The 17448-nt window shown below is 71.3% G+C and carries 12 protein-coding genes; 2 read left to right on the plus strand and 10 right to left on the minus strand.

Features of this window, described 5'->3' with window-relative positions; genetic code table 11:
• The first annotated feature begins 122 nt into the window (after window positions 1-122).
• Window positions 123-848, plus strand: coding sequence for a TM2 domain-containing protein (locus WMF27_RS38210; protein WP_437763975.1), 726 nt, complete (start codon window positions 123-125; stop codon window positions 846-848).
• A gap of 84 nt (window positions 849-932) precedes the next feature.
• Here WMF27_RS38210 and WMF27_RS38215 read toward each other — a convergent pair whose 3' ends face one another.
• The 10 genes from WMF27_RS38215 to WMF27_RS38260 form a co-directional block, all read right to left on the minus strand.
• Window positions 933-3086: a beta-galactosidase gene (locus tag WMF27_RS38215; protein ID WP_437763974.1), complete on the minus strand. Its 2154-nt coding sequence runs from the start codon at window positions 3084-3086 to the stop codon at window positions 933-935.
• Between the two features lie 97 nt (window positions 3087-3183).
• On the minus strand, window positions 3184-4704 hold the full coding sequence (locus tag WMF27_RS38220; protein ID WP_437763973.1) for an NADH-quinone oxidoreductase subunit N: 1521 nt from the start codon (window positions 4702-4704) through the stop codon (window positions 3184-3186).
• 3 nt (window positions 4705-4707) lie between these two features.
• Entirely contained in the window at window positions 4708-6966 is a 2259-nt protein-coding gene (locus WMF27_RS38225) for a complex I subunit 4 family protein (RefSeq protein ID WP_437763972.1), read from the minus strand.
• Between the two features lie 7 nt (window positions 6967-6973).
• Complete coding sequence (locus WMF27_RS38230; protein ID WP_437763971.1) at window positions 6974-9565, minus strand: NADH-quinone oxidoreductase subunit L; 2592 nt, start codon at window positions 9563-9565, stop codon at window positions 6974-6976.
• Window positions 9566-9772: 207 nt separating this feature from the next.
• Window positions 9773-10540 carry a ribosome biogenesis GTP-binding protein YihA/YsxC gene (yihA, locus tag WMF27_RS38235; RefSeq protein ID WP_437763970.1) on the minus strand — a complete coding sequence of 256 codons (768 nt, stop codon included), beginning with the start codon at window positions 10538-10540 and terminating at the stop codon, window positions 9773-9775.
• On the minus strand, window positions 10537-10875 hold the full coding sequence (locus WMF27_RS38240) for a gamma-butyrobetaine hydroxylase-like domain-containing protein (RefSeq protein WP_437763969.1): 339 nt from the start codon (window positions 10873-10875) through the stop codon (window positions 10537-10539). The genes yihA and WMF27_RS38240 overlap by 4 nt, the downstream gene beginning before the upstream one ends.
• Before the next feature lie 254 nt (window positions 10876-11129).
• Entirely contained in the window at window positions 11130-12149 is a 1020-nt protein-coding gene (locus WMF27_RS38245) for a Gfo/Idh/MocA family protein (RefSeq protein WP_437763968.1), read from the minus strand.
• Window positions 12146-12547, minus strand: a complete 402-nt coding sequence (locus WMF27_RS38250; RefSeq protein ID WP_437763967.1) for a hypothetical protein — start codon at window positions 12545-12547, stop codon at window positions 12146-12148. The genes WMF27_RS38245 and WMF27_RS38250 overlap by 4 nt, the downstream gene beginning before the upstream one ends.
• Window positions 12548-12602: 55 nt before the next feature.
• Window positions 12603-13556, minus strand: coding sequence for an acetyl-CoA carboxylase carboxyltransferase subunit alpha (locus WMF27_RS38255; protein WP_437325460.1), 954 nt, complete (start codon window positions 13554-13556; stop codon window positions 12603-12605).
• A gap of 114 nt (window positions 13557-13670) precedes the next feature.
• Window positions 13671-15554 carry an adenylate/guanylate cyclase domain-containing protein gene (locus WMF27_RS38260; RefSeq protein WP_437943413.1) on the minus strand — a complete coding sequence of 628 codons (1884 nt, stop codon included), beginning with the start codon at window positions 15552-15554 and terminating at the stop codon, window positions 13671-13673.
• A 236-nt stretch (window positions 15555-15790) separates the two neighbouring features.
• Between WMF27_RS38260 and glpK the strand changes: the two genes are divergently transcribed.
• Window positions 15791-17335 carry a glycerol kinase GlpK gene (gene glpK / locus WMF27_RS38265; RefSeq protein ID WP_437943414.1) on the plus strand — a complete coding sequence of 515 codons (1545 nt, stop codon included), beginning with the start codon at window positions 15791-15793 and terminating at the stop codon, window positions 17333-17335.
• The last annotated feature ends 113 nt before the right edge of the window (window positions 17336-17448 follow it).

Raw genomic sequence — 17448 nt, forward strand, 5'->3', positions numbered from 1 at the left:
CACCAGCGATTTCCGCGTTGCGCAAGCGCGGCGCCGCGGTTCCAGGATACAGTCAGGCTCGGCTGACGACCACGGGGCGCACGCGTCCGCCTCCACGACCGCATCAGCTGGAGGGAACGAGGATGAGCACGAGCGGAGGCGGGGTTCCGCCCGGCGGCGGAAGCTGGGGCAACGCAGGCGGAGGCTGGGGGAATGGCGGCTGGGGGTCGAGCCCGCCCGGCGGCCAGGGCGTGGCGCCGGGCGGCGGTGGCGGCGCGTCCTCGGCGGGCGGAACCCCGCCGCCGGGCGGAGGATACCCGCCGCCTGGCGCAGGATGGGGCGCGCCCCCAGGCGGCTACGGCGCGCCGCCAGGAGGCGGCTGGGGCCCGCCGCCGGCTCACGGCGGCGGGCCGCCTCACGGCGCCCCGGCGCAGGCCTATTCCGACAAGGACCAGGCGACAGCCTTCATGCTCGCCGTGTTTCTCGGGACCTTCGGCGTCGATCGCTTCTACCTGGGCCAGACGGGGCTCGGGCTCCTCAAGCTGTTCACGTGTGGCGGCCTCGGCTTCTGGAGCCTCATCGACACGATCCTGATCGGCACCGGATCGATGCGAGACGCCCAGGGGCTCGTGCTCAGGCGCGACGCGCCCGTCGGTCACCCGACCAAGAGCCAGTCCACGCTGTTCTTGCTCTCCTATTTCCTCGGCTACTTTGGCGTAGATCGCTTTTATCTGGGACAGACCGGGCTCGGCATAGCGAAGCTCTTGACGTGCGGTGGGCTCGGCATCTGGTCGCTGATCGACATCCTCATGATCGGCATGGGCCGCTTCCGCGACGCAGAGGGCAACTCGCTGCGGTTCGAGCGCTGATCGAGGGGCACACCGGGGCAGGAGGGGAGCGAGCGGAGATACCGAGCCTCGCTGGCCGTCGCCGCGCAGCGCGCGGCGACGGGGCTACTCCAGCGCGAGCATCCGCACGGAGCGAGGCACGAGCCGCACCTCGAGCGCCCCGCGCCGCGCATCGAAGTGCGCGTCGTCCAGCACATCGCGCGCGCGCTGGGCGCTCACGGTGACGCGCGCCACCACGTCCGCGTCTCCGGGGTTCAGCAGGAAGAGCACCCGCGGCGTGCCCGACGCGTCCTCGTGCAGCGTCGCAAAGACGCTGTCGGGATCACACGCGAAGGCCGGCAGGCCGAGCGCGTCGATGGCGCGAGACACCGCGGCGTCGGCCGCGGCGGGGTCGTCCTGGAGGAGCGCCGGCAGGTTCTGTCCGGGGGCCAGGAGCCGCTTCAGATCGTAGGGCCGCGGCAGCTGGCGGAAGGCGCCGTCGAAGGTGGGCTCGCGGGGGCCGAGCGTGATCAGCGTCCCCTGCCGGGACGTCGCCTCCAGCCACGCGAACAGCTCCGGGCTCAGGCCGCCCGAGGTGGCGCAGATGACCCAGCGCGCCCCGACGAGCGAGATGTCGCGATCCTCGCCGCCGACGTGGGCGTAGGGGACGCCGCGCGCGTCGAGCGCCTCCTCGAACGCACGCACGAACGTGTCGGACTCCACCGCGAGCGGGTAACCGAGCCCGAGGTCGTCCTCGAGGCAGCGATCGCGGGCGCCGAAGTTCATGATCGAGAAGAACGCCCCGGTGAGCGGGCCGAAGGCATGCATCACACGGGAGAGGCGGCGCTCCGTGCGCGGCGTGACGATGCGCACCGGCGCCGGGCGGCGGAGCTCGTGGAACCTCGTGGCCTCGAGGGCCGCGGCGAGCTTCCGCCAGAAGGCGGCGAAGGGGCGAGGGCGGCCGCGCGGATCGATCGGCGCGCCGATCCAGCGGTCGCGCTCGACCGCCATGTAGATGTTGTACCCGCGCAGCCCGTACGCGAGCGCGGCCATCATCACGAACACGCTGTCGCGCTCCTCGAGCGGCGGGAAGAACGGCGGGAAGCCGGCGCCCATCTCGCACGCGAACGGCGGCAGCGAGAGCGCCTCGCAGCGCACGGCGAGCTCGCTCGTCCGGCGCGCGATGATCTGCCGGCTGCTCGGGCTCGCGACGCTGTAGTAGTCGAGGCCGACGAGGTCGACGACGCGCGAGATGCGCGCCGGGTTGAGCGGCGTCGCGTCCTGTCCCATCGGAAAATTGTGCATCGTTGGCAGGCCGTCGACGCCCGCCGCGGAGAGCGCCCTCGCGAAGCGCCCCATGGCGGTCTCGAGGAGGTGCTCGTGGAACTCGCTCCAGTCGAGGTGGCGCGCGAGATCGGCCGGCGTCTCGGCGTCGAACGCGACCGGCGGCATGATCGTGGCGAACCGCAGATCGCCCTCCTCGGCCTGCGCGCGCTCGCGGGCGATCGCGCGCACGAGCGCCGCGCCGACGTCCTCGGTCGCGTCGCCCTCCGGCGCGGGCTCCACCCTCCTCGTCGCATACGCGCGCTGGAGCGCCTCGATCGTCCGGTACTTCTCGCGCAAGAAGTCGCGGTACAGGGAGATCGCGTCCGGGTGGTAATCCTGGTCGTACGCCCCGTCGCGGAAGTAGAGCGCGCCCTCGTTGTCGATCTGCAAGAGCACGATGGGCCCGTCCGGGTAGAGGTGCGGCTTCAGGACCGGGGCGAGCGCGTTGAAATAGCGGGCGACCTCGTCGTGGAATGCGTTGCTCGCATAGCTCGGGACCGGGAACCCGTACGGCAACATCGGGAGCACGACTGGGTTGTTCCGCGCCGAGCGGGCCTGGCAGCTCGGGTCCCAGATGACGCGCTCGGGGATGCCGAAGCAGGTGAGCTCCGCGTTGATGTGCGGGCCCGGGCGGGCGATGGCGTAAAAGCCGAGCTCGTGCGCGAGGCGGAGAAAGGCGCCGACGTCGCGGCGCGGATCGAGCCGGCCGAAATCGAACTGCCCCGGGCCGGTCTCGTGGACGGCCCACGGCACATAGATGTCGATCAGGTGAACGCCGAGCGAGCGCGTGGCCTCGAGGCAGGCGCGCCAGTGCTGCGGGTCGAGCCGCCAGTAGTGCACGCTGCCGGCGTACAGCGGGACCAGCTTGCCGCCGATGTCCAGGCCGCCCGGGACAAGGCGTACCCCCCGCGCGAAACGTTCCTCTGGAGAGATCGCGTCCTGGGTCGTGGCCACGCGCGCGCACACTAGCAAGGATCGCGGGGAGATCGATACCGCCGCGTTCGGCCCGGCGCGCGCCGGACGAGACGGCGTCGGCGCCGCGGCACAGCGCTCAGCGCAGGATCGTCACCGAGCGCGCCACGAAGTCGTAAACGGGCCCCCAGTAGACCCCGAGCAGCACGGTCGGAACCGCGAGCGCGCACGTCGTCGCGCCGAGCAGCGGCCGCACCAGTGTGGGCTCGGTGCGATCGCTCTTGTCGAGATACATCGTGCGGAGCAGGCGCGCGTAATAGAAGAGCGAGATCACGCTGTTCAGCACGCCGACGACCGCGATAGCCCAGCTCCACGCGCCCCCGGCGGCGAGCAGCGCCGAGAAGAGGTAGAATTTGCCGATGAAGCCCGCCGTCGGGGGCAGGCCGGTGAGCGAGACGAGGAACACGGCCATCGCCGCGGCGACGAGCGGGGCGCGGCGCCCGAGCCCCCGGAAGGCGGCGAACGTCTCGTCTCCGCCGCTCTCCTCGGCCACGGCCATCACCACCATGAACGCGCCGAGGTTCATGAAGCAGTAGGTGACGATGTAGAAGGCGATCGCGGCGACGCCGGCGCCGCTGAACACCGAGAAGCCGAGCAGCATGTACCCCGCGTGCGCGATGCTCGAGTAGGCGAGCATGCGCTTCACGTTCTCCTGCTCGAGCGCCGACAGGTTGCCGACGGTCATGGTCGCCATCGCGAGGCACCCGAAGAGCACCGGCCACGGCGTCGCGACGCCGGGCGGCGCGCTCCCGGCGCCGAGCGCGTCCGAGAAGAAGCGGATCAGCACCGCGAAGCCGGCCGCCTTCGGCCCCACCGAGAGGAACGCGGTCACCGGGGTCGGCGCGCCCTCGTACACGTCGGGCGTCCACATGTGGAACGGGGCGGCGCTGATCTTGTAGCCGAAGCCCGCGAGCATGAAGGCCGTGCCGACGAACACGGCCTCCGGCACCTTGCCCTGCTGCGCCGTGAGCGCGGCGATCCGCGCCGCGCACTCGTCGAGCCGCATCGACGCGGTGATGCCGAAGATCCAGCTCATCCCGTAGAGCATGATCCCCGACGCGACGCCGCCGAAGATGACGTACTTCAGCGCCGCCTCGCTCGATTTCGCGTCGTTGATCTTGAAGCCCGCCAGGACGAAGCTGATGACGCTGACGAGCTCGATCGACAGGTAGATGAGCAGCAGGTGGCGGCTCGCCGCCATCAGGTTCATGCCCAGCGAGAGCACGAGGATCAGCGTGAAGAACTCGCCCGAGTCGCGGCGGAGCTCGGGCTCGATCCCGGGGGACCGCGGGGGCACCGAGAAGAGGACGATCGCCCCGGTGACGAGCGCGAAGATCACGCGGAAGAGGTTCGAGAAGCGATCGAACGCGAGCAGTCCGTGGAAGAGCGCGCGAGGGGCGGCGTCCGTCGCCAGGAAGTACGCGCCCAGCCCGCCCGAGCAGGCGAGCGCCGCGAGGCTGAGGCTCACGAGGCCGGCGAGCTTGAAGCGCGCCGGGGACGCGAGGTCCCACACGACGAGCAGCAGGGCCGCCGCGATGAGGACGAGCTCCGGCGCGAAGTAGGCGAGGCTCGCCACGTTGTCGAGGGTGCGGGGTTCCACGGCTTACCTGGCGCTGGCGAGGGCGCCCTGTCCCGGCGAGGCGCCCTCTCCCGGGGCGCCCGCGCGGGCGTACGCGGCGCCGCCCACGCTGTCTGCGCCTGGCGCGCCGGCGATCTGGGACTGCCCGGGCCTGTCGACGAGGCGGTGCACGTCGAGGGCCCCGCGATCGATGAGGCTGAGCAGCGGGCGCGGCCAGAAGCCGAGGACGAGGACCAGCGCCGCGAGCGGCGCGATCGACGCGAGCTCTCGCCCGCTGATCTCCGGGAACTTCCCGCCGAACGGCTCGAGGTACTTGCTCTGCCGCCACGACGCGCGGAACGTGCCGAGGAACATCCGCTGGAGGGCCCAGAGGTGGTAGGCCGCGGTGAGGATGACGCCGATGGCCGCGAGGATCGTGAGCGCGCGGTAGCGCGGGAAGGCGCCGATGAACGTCATCGCCTCTCCCCAGAAGCCGGACAGGCCGGGCAGGCCAAGCGACGCCATGAACGCGAAGCCGACGAGCGCGGTGTAGAGCGGCATCTCCGAGGCGAGGCCGCCGAACCTGTCGATGTCGCGCGTGTGCACGCGGTCGTAGACCACGCCGACCAGGGTGAACAGCATCCCGGTGATCAGGCCGTGGTTGAACATCTGGACGAGGCAGGCCTGGATGCCCTGCGGCGTCATCGCGCCGAGCGCCAGCAGCGCGAAGCCCATGTGGCTGACGGAGGAGTAGGCCACGAGCTTCTTCAGGTCGCTCTGCGCCATGGCGCAGAAGGCGCCGTAGAGGATGTTGACCACCCCGAACACCGCCATGGCCGGCGCGGCCCACTGCGTCGCCTCGGGCAGCAGGGTGAAGTTGACGCGGAGGATGCCGTAGGTGCCCATCTTGAGGAGCACCCCCGCGAGGATCACGCTGATCGCGGTCGGCGCCTCCACGTGGGCGTCCGGCAGCCAGGTGTGGAACGGGAACATCGGGATCTTGATCGCGAACCCGACGAAGAGCCAGATCCAGACCACCTTCACCGCGGCGACGCCGAGGATCGTGAGCCCCTGCGCCGCCCAGGCGACCCGCGAGAGCTCCGGGATCGAGAAGATGCGCTCGGTGGCCTGGCCGTCGACCAGGTAGGTGTGGCCGGCGTTCAGGTAGAACCAGATGAACGCGAGCAGCATGAAGACGCTGCCGGCCAGCGTGTAGAGGAAGAACTTGATCGCCGCGTACTCGCGCCGCGGTCCGCCCCAGATGCCGATGAGGAAGTACATCGGCAGGAGCATCACCTCCCAGAAGACGAAGAAGAGGAACAGGTCGAGCGCGATGAAGACGCCGAACATCCCCGTGACGAGGAGGTTGTACATCGCGAAGTAGCCCTTGAGCTGGTCGTGGACGCTGTAGCTCGCGAGGGCGCCCACGAACGAGATCAGCGCCGTGAGCAGGACCATCGAGATCGACACGCCGTCGACGCCGACGAAGTACTCGACGTTCAGCGAGCGGATCCACACGCCGTGCTCGATGAACTGGTAGCCGTCGTTCCCGTCGGCCCGGGTGAAGCCCCGGTCGAAGTGCGCGTAGAGCCACGCCGCGAGCACGAGGTTCACGCCCATCAGCACGACGGTCATCAGCCGGAGCTTCCTGTCGTCCTGGTAACGAAAGAGGTGCGCGAGGAAGACCGCGACCACGCCGAGCAGCGGCAGGAACGTCAGGATCGAGAGGATGTGGTCGCCGACGAAGCCCAGGCTGCTCCCGCGCTCCGCGTGGATGCCCATCGCGACGGTCCGCGCTACACCCAGCACGCCGGCCGCGCCGGCCGCCACCGCGTCGGACTCGACGACGACGTGCCCGTAGAGCTCCCGCGCGCGCACGCCCGCGGTCTTCCACCGGACCACGACCTTCCGGCTCGCGCCCGGCGGGAGGGTCGCCGCGGCGCCGCCGCCCTCGAGCTCCACGCTGACGCCCGGCGGGACGCGCGGGTCCTCGGGGGACGTCCGCACGATCACCCGCGTCACCTTCAAGGGGCCGTCGCCCTGGTTCTCGATCGTGAACGAGCCGGCGTGATCCGGCCCGCTCGCGGCGAGCTCGACCGGCGCGCCGGGCGGCTCCGCGCGCAGCGCGATCTGGCCGCGCGGCCCGGGCGCCCTCGGCGCATCGAGCGCCAGCGCCGGCGGCGCCGCCCCGAGCACGACGGAGAGCGCGACCAGGAGGGGGATCAGGAGCTTCATCGAGGTGGACCTGGCCGATCTCGCGAGTGCGAATCCACGGCGCATGCTGACGAGGGAGAGGTTCGACATCGGCCGTTCACCGCAGGAAGTAATGAACGATGCTGAACAAGGCGACGCCGCCCAGGAGGAAATAGACGTAGCTCTGGATGCGCCCGGTCTGCAGGGAGCGGAGCTTCGCCCCGGCGCTCAGCGTGCCCTCGGCGACGAGGTTCACGACGCCGTCGACGAGGTACCGATCGATGGCGCCGGTGACCCAGGCGGCGGCCCGGGCCAGGACCGCGACCCCGTTGACGATGCCGTCGACGATCCAGCGGTCCATCTCGGCGAAGAAGAGGCGCAGCGAGAGGACGGCGCGCACCACCGTCGCGTCGTAGATCTCGTCGACGTAGTACTTGTTCGAGAGGAGCTGGAAGCCCGGGAGCCGCCGCTCTTCCTCGGCCCAGCGCGGGGAGCGACGCGCGCCGTAGCGGGAGCGCGCGAGCGAGAAGGCGACGATCGCGCCGCCGACGGAGAGCGCCATGAGCGCGAGCTCGAGCCCCAGCCCGTGGCGCCGGAACGAGACGTCCGCGTGAGCGAACACCGGATGGAGCCACGCCTCCAGCAGGGGCTCGCCGTGGCCGCCGATGAAGTGGCTGGAGAAGCCGAACACCGCGCCCGCGCACGCCGACAGGACCGCCAGCACCGCGAGCACCCAGGTGATCGCCGGCGGCGACTCGTGGACCTGGGTCTCGATCTCCTTGCGGGCGTGGGGCCCCTCGAACGTCAGGAAATAGCTCCGCCACATGTAGAACGAGGTGCCGAGCGCCGCCGCGAGGCCCATCCCGTAGAGGAGCAGCCCCGGGATCGGGCCGGTGTTCTCGGTGCCGAACGCCTTCCAGAGGATCTCGTCCTTGGACCAGAAACCCGCGAAGAACGGGATGGGCGCGGCGGTGATGGCGAGGCACGCCGCCTGGTACGCCCGCGCCGTGCGCGGCATGACGCGGCGGAGGCCGCCCATGTTGCGCATGTCCTGGGCCGCGGCCTCGTCGTGCTCCACCGCGTGCATCCCGTGGATCACCGAGCCGGAGCCGAGGAACAGGCACGCCTTGAAGAAGGCGTGCGTCATCAGGTGGAACACGGCGGCCCAGTACGCCCCGACGCCGACCCCGATGAACATGAAGCCGAGCTGGCTCACCGTGCTGTAGGCGAGCACCTTCTTGATGTCGTACTGGAAGAAGCCGATCGTCGCCGCGAGGAGCGCCGTCGAGGCCCCGATCAGCGCGATGACGCCGCCTGCGACCGGGCTCAGCGAGAACAGGAAGCTGAGGCGCGCGATCATGTAAACGCCGGCCGTGACCATGGTGGCGGCGTGGATCAGCGCGGAGACGGGGGTCGGGCCGGCCATCGCGTCCGGCAGCCAGACGTGGAGCGGGATCTGGGCGCTCTTGCCGGCGGCGCCGACGAAGAGGAAGAGGCAAGCCAGCGTGATCAGCGCGACGCCGCCCCACACCGTCTTCGACTCGAGGGCATCCTTGAGGAACGCCTTGCCGCTCGCGTCCTTGATCACGAGTTGATCGTGGATCTCGCGGAACGTGACCGTCGAGCCCACGGTCGCCACCACGATCTCCTTGCCCGGCTCGACGCGCATCCGCTCGATCGCGGCGATCTCGACGCCGTCGCCCCCGATCACGGCGCCGTCGCCCGGCACGATCACCACGGAGTGCGCCCCGGCGTCGATCTCCTTGCGGATGAAGGGGGACACGCCGAACGGCCGCGGGCTCGAGGCGAGCTGAGCGGCGTCGGCGATACCGAGGTACACGCGCGCGCCGGGATGACCGGTGAAGGTGAGGTACCCCTTCGCCCCGGCGAGCGGCTGCGCCCTGCGTTCGCCCGCCTTGCCCGCGGCGCCGTCCTGCGCCCCGGCGGAGGCGCCGTCATCGCCGCGCGCCTCCGCGGCCACCGCGATGAAGCGCGCGCGGTAATCGGAGAGGAACCGGCCGTCGTCGAGCCACCTGGCGCCGAGCCCCCAGAAGAGGAACGCGAGGCCGCACACGAAGCCCCAGTCGCCGATCCGGTTCACGACGAAGGCCTTCATGCCGGCAGAGGCCTTCTTGTAGTCGCTGTACCAGAACCCGATGAGCAGGTAGCTGCAGAGGCCGACGCCCTCCCAGCCGAAGAACATCACGAAGAAGTTGTCCCCGAGGACGAGGAGCAACATCGCGAAGACGAAGAGGTTCAGGTAGGTAAAGAATCGCCAGTACGCCGGCTCGGCCTCCATGTACGAGGCGGCGTAAACATGGATGAGCGTGCCGACGCCGGTGATGATCAGCGTCATGAGGCAGCTCAGCGGATCCATCACGAACGCGAAGTTCACGTCGAGCGATCCGATGCGGACCATCTGCCAGGCGAAGCTGTAGAGCGCGCGTTCCCCCGGAGCGAGCCCGACGAGCTGGACGAAGCTCGCGAGCCCGAGAGCGAAGGCGCCCAGCATGGCGCCCACGGCGACGAGCGTGACGCCGAAGCTCCCGATGTGGAGCCGCCTCGACACGTCGCGACCGAACGCGCTCCGCTGCAACGCGCGGCCGAACAGCGCGTTGATCACCGCGCCGAGCATCGGCAGGAGCGGAATCCACCAGAGTGGCGTCAGCGCCGTGTGGACGTGCGTGACCTGGCCGGAGTAGTCGGACATCGTTGGGGCAGCCGGTGAGAACATGGGCCGGCACGCGCGTCTTGCTCTGCAACCACCCCGCGACGTGTCAGTCGGCTCTGGTGACCCCCCCGCGGAACCGGAGGAGCCGCACGTTAATGGAGGGTCACAGGGCGGGTCAATACTTCCATCGGCCCTGTTCCGCGGCGAGACGCGCTGTTTCTGCGCGCATCTCGCACCTCTGCGAGGTCAGCCGTCGGTCGTCCGCTGGTCATCGTCCTCGCGCGCGGTGCCGCCGCTCGATGACGGCGCCGCGCCGCCGAGCTGCGTCACGCGCCGGATCGCGAGCCACAGATCCCGCCTGCCCTCGCCGGTGATCGACGAGAAGCCGATCGCGCGGCGGAGAGCGCCGCTCGCCATCCGCGGGGCCGCCGCGGACAGCTGGTCCAGCGCGCGCCGGACCGACGAGCGCTGCACCTTGTCGATCTTCGTCGCGACGAGCAGCAGCTCCACCGGCCGCCGCGCGACGTCGCGCGACGCCTCGATGAAGCGGATGAGCTCGAGATCGTCCTCCTCGAGGCCACGCCGCGCGTCGACCAGGAGCAGCACCGCGGCGAGCGTGACGCGCCCGCGCAGGTACCCCTCGATCAGCGACGCCCACGCCGCTTGCTCGGACTTCGAGCGCCGGGTGAAGCCGTACCCCGGCAGATCCACGAGCTGGAACACCGCGCCGTCGCGGGCCCGCGCCTCGTAGAGGTTGATCTGCCGCGTCGAGCCTGGGTTCGAGCTCGTCCGGACGAGCCCTTTGCGCTCGACGAGCGTGTTGATGAGGCTCGACTTGCCGACGTTCGAGCGCCCGGCAAACGCCACCTCCGCGCTGACGGGCGGAGGGAGCGACGCGAGCGAGCCCGCGCCGGCGACGAAGGACGAGTCGACGATCTGGAACGGATCGAGCTGCCGCTCGGCGCGCGCCGGCGGAGCAGCTTGAGGCTTGGGGGCGCGGCGGGAGGTGGTCACTTCGAGCGGGGCGGCTGGAACTGCGGCTTGCACTCGTCGCACTGGCAGAGCGAGCGCAGGTACCGGAAGGTGTAGATGCCCGAGTCGTGCCGATCGCCCCACGTGAACTGGAGCGCGTAGTTGCCGACCTGCTCGATCTCGCGGACGTTCAGGTCGCCGCCGGGCACGAAGTTGATCGTGCCGCCGTGCCCCTGGCAGTTCGCGCACGGGCAGTACCCGCGCAGGATCTCGTGCGGAAGGAGGCTGCGGTGGCCGTCGGCCCAGTGGATCTCCATCACCCGCGCGCCGTGCGGCGCCTTGACCTGAGTGGGAGTCAGCTTCGGATCCTGCGGCATCGTGCCCTTCCAGCCGACGGCAGTACCACGCCGATCCGGCGCTGCAAAGCGCCGCGGCGCGTCCGCCGAGCGCCGCTCCGCTTTTCTCGGATCCCGCGGCGTCTCCGAGGTTTCCAGGGCGCCCTCAGGGCTCGACCGCGCCGGCGCTCTCCGCGCCCTCCCGGGCGCCTCGGGCTAGCCGGAGCGGGAGCGGAGCGCGGCTGCGCTCGTTACGCTCGTTACGCTCGTTACGCTCGTTACGCTCGTTACGCACGTCACCCTGCGGCGACCACCCGCGCATCGACGGGGGCGAGCGTCGCCTCGACGCGCTCGAGGATCCGCACGACCGCGGCGCCCTCGTCGAGCGGCGTCAGCGGCGGCGCGCGGTCCTCGACGCAGCGGAGGAAGTGCTCGATCTCCACGGAGAGCGGCTCGCGCCACGGCACCTCGAGCTCGCGCCCGGCCGGCGCGAGCTCGAGGTGCGCGGCGCGCTCGCCGGCCGGCGCGCCCGCCGCGGCGCCGCGCGCGTCCAGGAACACGATGCGGTCGGGCGCGCGCACGTCGTCGAAGACCGCGACGCCCGCGCTGCCGACGAGCCGCAGCCGCCGCTCCTTGGTCGGGCTCGACGAGCAGAGCTCGATCCGCGCCGCGAGGCCGCTCTCGAGGCGCGCCTCGAGCGTGACGAGCTCGCCGCACGGCGCGAGGTGGGCCCGCGCCTCGGCGAGCGGGCTCGCGTCGAGCGCCGAGAGCAGCGAGAGATCGTGCGGCCCGAGCGTCCAGAGCGCCGACCGGGCCCCGCCGGCGGCGCCGGCGGCGCCGGCGCTCATCGACAGGCGCGCCGCGTTGAAGCTCACGAGATCGCCGAGGCGCCGCTCGCGCGCGAGCGCGACGAGGTGCACCACGGAGGGGTGGTAGCGGAGCAGGTGGCCGACCATGCCGATCCGGCCGAGCGCTGCGGCGCGGGAAGCGCAGCGATCGGCCTGCGCGGCGGAGAGGGCCAGCGGCTTCTCCACGAAGACGTCGGCGCCGGCCTCGAGGGCCCGCAGCGCGAGCTCGGCGTGGCTCGCCGCGGGGGTCGCGATGATCACCGCGTCCACGCGCGCGGCCAGCGCCTCGTCGATCGTGCGCACGAGCCGCGCCCGCGGGGCGAGCGCGCGCGCCCGCGAGAGGCGGCCGCGGTCGACGTCCGCCACCGCGATCACGCGCGCCCGCGCGTTCTCCGACAGCGCGCGGAGGAGCTTCTCCCCCCACCGCCCGCAGCCCACCAGCGCAACGCGGACGCCCGCGGCGCTCACGGCGCCCCCGGCGCCGCGGCGGGCTCGGCCGGCCGGAGCGTCAGCTCGCCGAGGATCGCCTCGCCCTCGGCGTTGCCCGGGTGGATCGAGGGCCCGTTGATGTCGACGAGGAAGTCGTACCGCGCATGCGCCTCGCCCTCGATCGTCGCGCGCACGCGGACGTGCTGGAAGCAGGCCGACTCGGTGGTGGCGCTCCAGGCGGGCGCCTTTCCCGCGTGCCGCGCGCCGATCGCCTCCGGCACGCTCCGGCCGCCCTCGGGGCGGTACTGCTGCACGACGCCGAGCGCCGCCCTGCGGTCCGAGGCGTTGAACCTCGATTGCGTCCAGAGGACCGCGCCGCCGGCGGCGGCGCTGGTGCCCACGAGCAGCAGCATCCGCACCGCCTTGCCGTAGTCCATCCGCGAGCCGTATAGCCCCGGCGCTCGAGGAGAGCCAGCCGGGGCGGCGCGCCGCCTAACCCACGAACGACCCGAGCCCGCGGAACCTGCGGTACCGATCGTCGACGAGCTCCTCCGGCCCGAGCCCGTCCATCGACGTGAGCGTCGCCCAGAGCGCCTTGTCGAGCCGCACCGCGGCGTCGTCGTGATCCTGGTGCGCGCCGCCGGTCGGCTCCTCGACGATCGTGTCCACGACGCCAAGCTGGAGCAGATCCGGCGCGGTGATCTTGAGCCGGGCCGCGGCCTCGTCGGCGCGGGAGCCGTCCTTCCAGAGGATGGCCGCGCAGCCTTCCGGCGAGATGACCGAGTAGCAGCTGAACTCGAGCACCAGCACCCGGTTGGCGACGCCGAGCGCCAGCGCGCCGCCCGAGCCCCCCTCGCCGATGACGGTCGCCACGATCGGCACCCCGACCCGCGCCATCGCGGCGAGCGCGGCGCCGATCGCCTCGCTCTGGCCGCGCTCCTCGGCGCCGATGCCCGGGTAGGCGCCCATCGTGTCGATGAACGTCAGGATCGGCAGCCCGAACCTGTCGGCCATCTCGTAGAGCCGGATGGCCTTCCGGTAGCCCTCCGGGTGCGGCATCCCGAAGTTGCGCTTCACGTTCTCCTTGGCGCCGCGCCCCTTCTGGTGGCCCACCACCACCACGCTCCGCCCGTGGTACGTCGCGAGCCCGCCCACGATGGAGCAGTCGTCTGCGAAGCGCCGATCGCCCTTCAGCTCGACCCAGTCGGTGAACAGCCGCTTGATGTAATCGAGCGTGTACGGCCGGTTCGCGTGGCGCGAGAGCAGCACCTTCTGCATCGGCGTGAGGCCCGCGAAGATCTCGCGCGCCAGCCGGCCCGTGTTGTCCTCGAGCTGGGCGAGCTCCGGCTCGAACCGCGGGTCCGCCGCGGCGAGCGCGCGCAGCTCCCGCACCTTCTCGATGAGCTCTGCGACAGGTTTCTCAAAGGGTAGGATCGAAGCAGCCACGGCCCGGACCCTAACGCTAGAGCGGGCGGGCGGCTACGGCGCTGTGCTGCCGCGCTGCATCGTCCACGGGATGACGCGCGCGCACGCCCCGGCCGATCGGCCGAGGCGCCGCGGTCATTCAGGGAGCGCGTTGGTCGGCTCGGCGTGGATGAAGGCGTTCGCCGGGACCTGCGACATCGGCCGGCTCCGGATGACGTTGTAGATCGTGACCGGCTTGTCCTTGCCCTTCACCTTGGCGGGCTGGAGCTCCTCGGTCTCGAACCTTCCCCCGAGCTGCGCGTACGTGCTCTCGCTGATGACGATCTGTCCGGCCAGCGCGATGGAGCAGAGCCGCGCCGACGTATTCGCCACGTCGCCGATCACCGTGTAGCTGAGCGCCTTCGAGCTCCCGATGTACCCGGCGACGAGCGGGCCGGTGTGGATGCCGATGCCGACCGCGAGCGGAAGCTCGCCCTTCTCGAGCCGCTCGCGGTTGAACTCGCCGAGCACCTCGCCCATCTTCAGGGCGCACTCCACGCTGCGGACCGCATCGTCCCGGTGGGCGACCGGCGCGCCCCAGAGCGCCATGATCCCGTCGCCCATGAACTTGTCGAGCGTGCCTTCGAACTGGAAGATGGTGTCGACCATCCGCTCGAAGTACAGGTTCAGCATCTCGACGAGCTCCTCGGGCCGCTTGCTCTCGGCCATGCGCGTGAAGCCGCGGATGTCGCTGTTGAAGACGGTGCACTCCTCGACGTGCTGGCCGCCCTGCTTCACGGCGAGCTGGCCGCTCAGCACGCGCTCGGCGATGTTCGGCGAGAGCAGCCGGCGCAGCTGCTCGCGCGTGACGATCTCGTTCTCGATCTTCTTCCCGAGGATGTTGATCTCGATGAACATCGCCGCCTGGTAGGCGATGGCCGTCACCAGCTCGAGGTCCTTGGGCTGGAACTGCGCGAGCGTCTCCGAGTCGAGCCAGAGCACGCCGAGCACCTCGCTGTTGTGCTGCAGCGGGGCGACGATCGCCGAGCTGATCCGGTTCAAGATCATGCTCTTGCCCTTCGACGCCGCGAAGTCCATCGCCGCGTCGTGGGTCAGCACCGCGGCCCGCTCGTGGACGACGTGGTTCAGGATCGTCGACGACACGCTGATCGGGGCCGTCGTCCCGTCGCGCCGCTGCATGGCCTGCGGGGTGAGCTCGCCGTTCTCGTTGCGCAGGAAGATCACCCCGCGGTCGGCGCGGATGAACTTGAACACGCTCGTGAGGATCTTCTCGAGCAGCTTCGTCGTGTCGCGCTCGGCGGCGATCTCGCGGGACAGCTCGTGCGACAGGCGCAGCCGCTCGTAGTCGGCGCGCAGCTGGTTCATGTCGTTGGCGATCCGATCGAACGCCAGGAACCCCTTGTCGACCGCGGCGATCTGCGTCCCGATCTGCCGGGCCTGATCGTTCACGTCGATGCGGGTGCCCTGCGCGACGAACGAGCCTCCGTGCGCCCCCGAGCGCCCCGGCAGCGGCGCGGTCCCGCCCGGCCCGGCGCCCAGCGGCGGCGGCGGCACGTACGGCTGCCGCGTCACCGGCGGCGCCACCGGCGTTCCCGGGAGCGGCGGCTGCGCCGGCTGGCGCTGGTACTGCGGCTGCTGCGGCGGATACCCGTGGCCCGGCGGCTGCGCCGGCGCCGCGCCCTGGTGGTTGGCCACGGGCGGCCAGCCCGGGACGAGGGGCGGCGCGACCGGGGCGGCCGGATCGTCGAAGCGGCCACGCGTGGACCCCAGGGCGATCTCGTCCCCGTGCTTCAGCGGCGCTTCGCCCCGGACACGCTCGCTGTTGATGAACGTGCCGTTCAGGCTCCCCAGATCGCGCAGGACGAAGTGATCGCCCCGCTGCTCGATGATGCAGTGCTCCTTGGAGACGATCTTGTCGAGCAGCTGGATGGAGTTGTTCGGGTGGCGCCCCAGCGAGTTCACGGGCCGCAGATCGATCGCCTGCTGGCCCTCGGCGGTCTGCAGGATGAGGCGGGCCATCGGTTCTGGCAGATTACCCAGCCGGGCACGGACCGACAATCTTTCCGGCCGAAGTCCAGCGCCGGCCGCGGGAAGCGGCCGTGCCGGGCCGCGCAAAATGCGCCTTCGCTCCGCTGGAAACGCCTGCGCCGAGCTCGGCCGCCCGGGGCGGCTGTCGTCGGCTGTCGCATGGATACCTGACCGGATGATTAGCTTACCGGGCCCTGCATCTCATGGCGGCGCCGCCTGGAACGGCTATGCGCCCACATGCCGCCGCGTTAGTCGGCCGCATGGATTCCGCGTACCTCCTCGCGATCGATCAGGGCACCACCGGAACGACGTCTCTCCTCATGGACACGTCGGGCGCGACGCTGGGCCGCGCGACGCGCGAATTTCGCCAGCACTTCCCGGAGCCGGGTCTCGTCGAGCACGACCCGGAGGAGATCTGGCAGAGCGTTCAGGAGGCCGTGGGCGAGACGCTCAGGGCGGCGGGCGTGGCCGGCAGCGCGATCAAGGCCATCGGCATCACGAACCAGCGCGAGACGACGCTCGTCTGGGAGCGCGCGACCGGGCGCCCGATCCACCGCGCGATCGTGTGGCAGGACCGCCGCACGGCGGTGCGCTGCGCTGAGCTCCGCGCCGCGGGCCACGAGCAGGCGGTCGAGGAGACCACCGGCCTCGTGCTCGATCCGTACTTCAGCGGCACGAAGCTCGCGTGGCTCCTGGACAACGTGCCCGGCGCGCGCGCGCGCGCCGAGCGCGGCGAGCTCTGCTTCGGCACCATCGACAGCTTCCTCGTGTGGCGGCTCTCGGGCGACGCGTCCGGCGGCTCGCCGGTGCACGCGACCGACGTCACCAACGCGTCGCGCACCCTGCTCATGAGCCTCGCGTCGCTGAGCTGGGACGACGCGATGCTCGCGATGCTCCGGATCCCGCGCCCGCTCTTGCCGCAGATCGTCGGCTCGGCGGGCCGCATCGCGGCGACTCGCGGCTTCCCACACCTGCCCGACGGCATCCCGATCGCCGGCATCGCGGGCGACCAGCAGGCGGCCCTCTTCGGCCAGGCCTGCTTCGCGACGGGCGACGCGAAGTGCACCTACGGCACCGGCGCGTTCGTGCTGGCCAACATCGGCGATCGCCCGCTCAGGAGCCGCTTCGGCCTGCTCACCTCCGTCGGGTGGAAGATCGGCTCCGAGGTGGTCTTTGCGCTCGAGGGAAGCGCCTTTATCGCCGGTGCGGCGGTGCAGTGGCTCCGCGACGGCCTGGGCCTCATCAAGAGCGCGGCGGAGATCGAGGCGCTCGCCCGCAGCGTGCCCTCGAGCGAGGGCGTCACGTTCGTCCCGGCGCTCTCGGGCCTCGGCGCACCCTACTGGGATCCGGACGCTCGCGGGATCATCTCCGGGGTGACGCGCGGCACGACCGCGGCGCACCTCGCCCGCGCGACGCTCGAGGGAATCGCGCTCTCCGTGACGGATCTCGTGCGGGCCATGGCCGACGACCTGGGCCACCCGCTGCGCCGGATGCGCGTGGACGGCGGCGCCGCCGCGAACGACCTGCTCATGCAGTTCCAGGCGGACGTGGCGAACGTCGCTATCGAGCGCCCCGCCGACCTGGAGACGACGGCGCGAGGCGCGGCAATGCTCGCCGGGGTCGGCGCCGGCCTCTTCCTCACGAAGGAGGACGCGGCCCGCATGTCCCGTGTGGGGCAGAGCTTCCAGGTCGAGATGAGCGAAGCGGCTCGATCCGCCCACCTCCACCGCTGGGCCGACGCCGTCGCCCGCGCGCGCTCGAAGCGCAGCTGAGCACTCGCCGATTCCCCTGAATTTCCACGCTGTTTTCCGCTTGAACCAGGTCTTCCGAAGCTCTCTCCCGAGCCGTCATCGCGCCGCGGCTCGGCGGCCGAACGGGCTTCCGG

Source organism: Sorangium sp. So ce281, assembly GCF_051527395.1.
Classification (GTDB): domain Bacteria; phylum Myxococcota_A; class Polyangia; order Polyangiales; family Polyangiaceae; genus Sorangium; species Sorangium cellulosum_B.

Bases quoted from the DNA above. Each gene is read 5' to 3' on its own strand.
- WMF27_RS38210 (WP_437763975.1), top strand. From the start codon at position 123: ATGAGCACGAGCGGAGGCGGGGTTCCGCCCGGCGGCGGAAGCTGGGGC.
- WMF27_RS38250 (WP_437763967.1), bottom strand. From the start codon at position 12,547: ATGGACTACGGCAAGGCGGTGCGGATGCTGCTGCTCGTGGGCACCAGC.
- WMF27_RS38240 (WP_437763969.1), bottom strand. From the start codon at position 10,875: ATGCCGCAGGATCCGAAGCTGACTCCCACTCAGGTCAAGGCGCCGCAC.
- glpK (WP_437943414.1), top strand. From the start codon at position 15,791: ATGCGCCCACATGCCGCCGCGTTAGTCGGCCGCATGGATTCCGCGTAC.
- WMF27_RS38260 (WP_437943413.1), bottom strand. From the start codon at position 15,554: ATGGCCCGCCTCATCCTGCAGACCGCCGAGGGCCAGCAGGCGATCGAT.
- WMF27_RS38230 (WP_437763971.1), bottom strand. From the start codon at position 9,565: ATGTCCGACTACTCCGGCCAGGTCACGCACGTCCACACGGCGCTGACG.
- WMF27_RS38225 (WP_437763972.1), bottom strand. From the start codon at position 6,966: ATGTCGAACCTCTCCCTCGTCAGCATGCGCCGTGGATTCGCACTCGCG.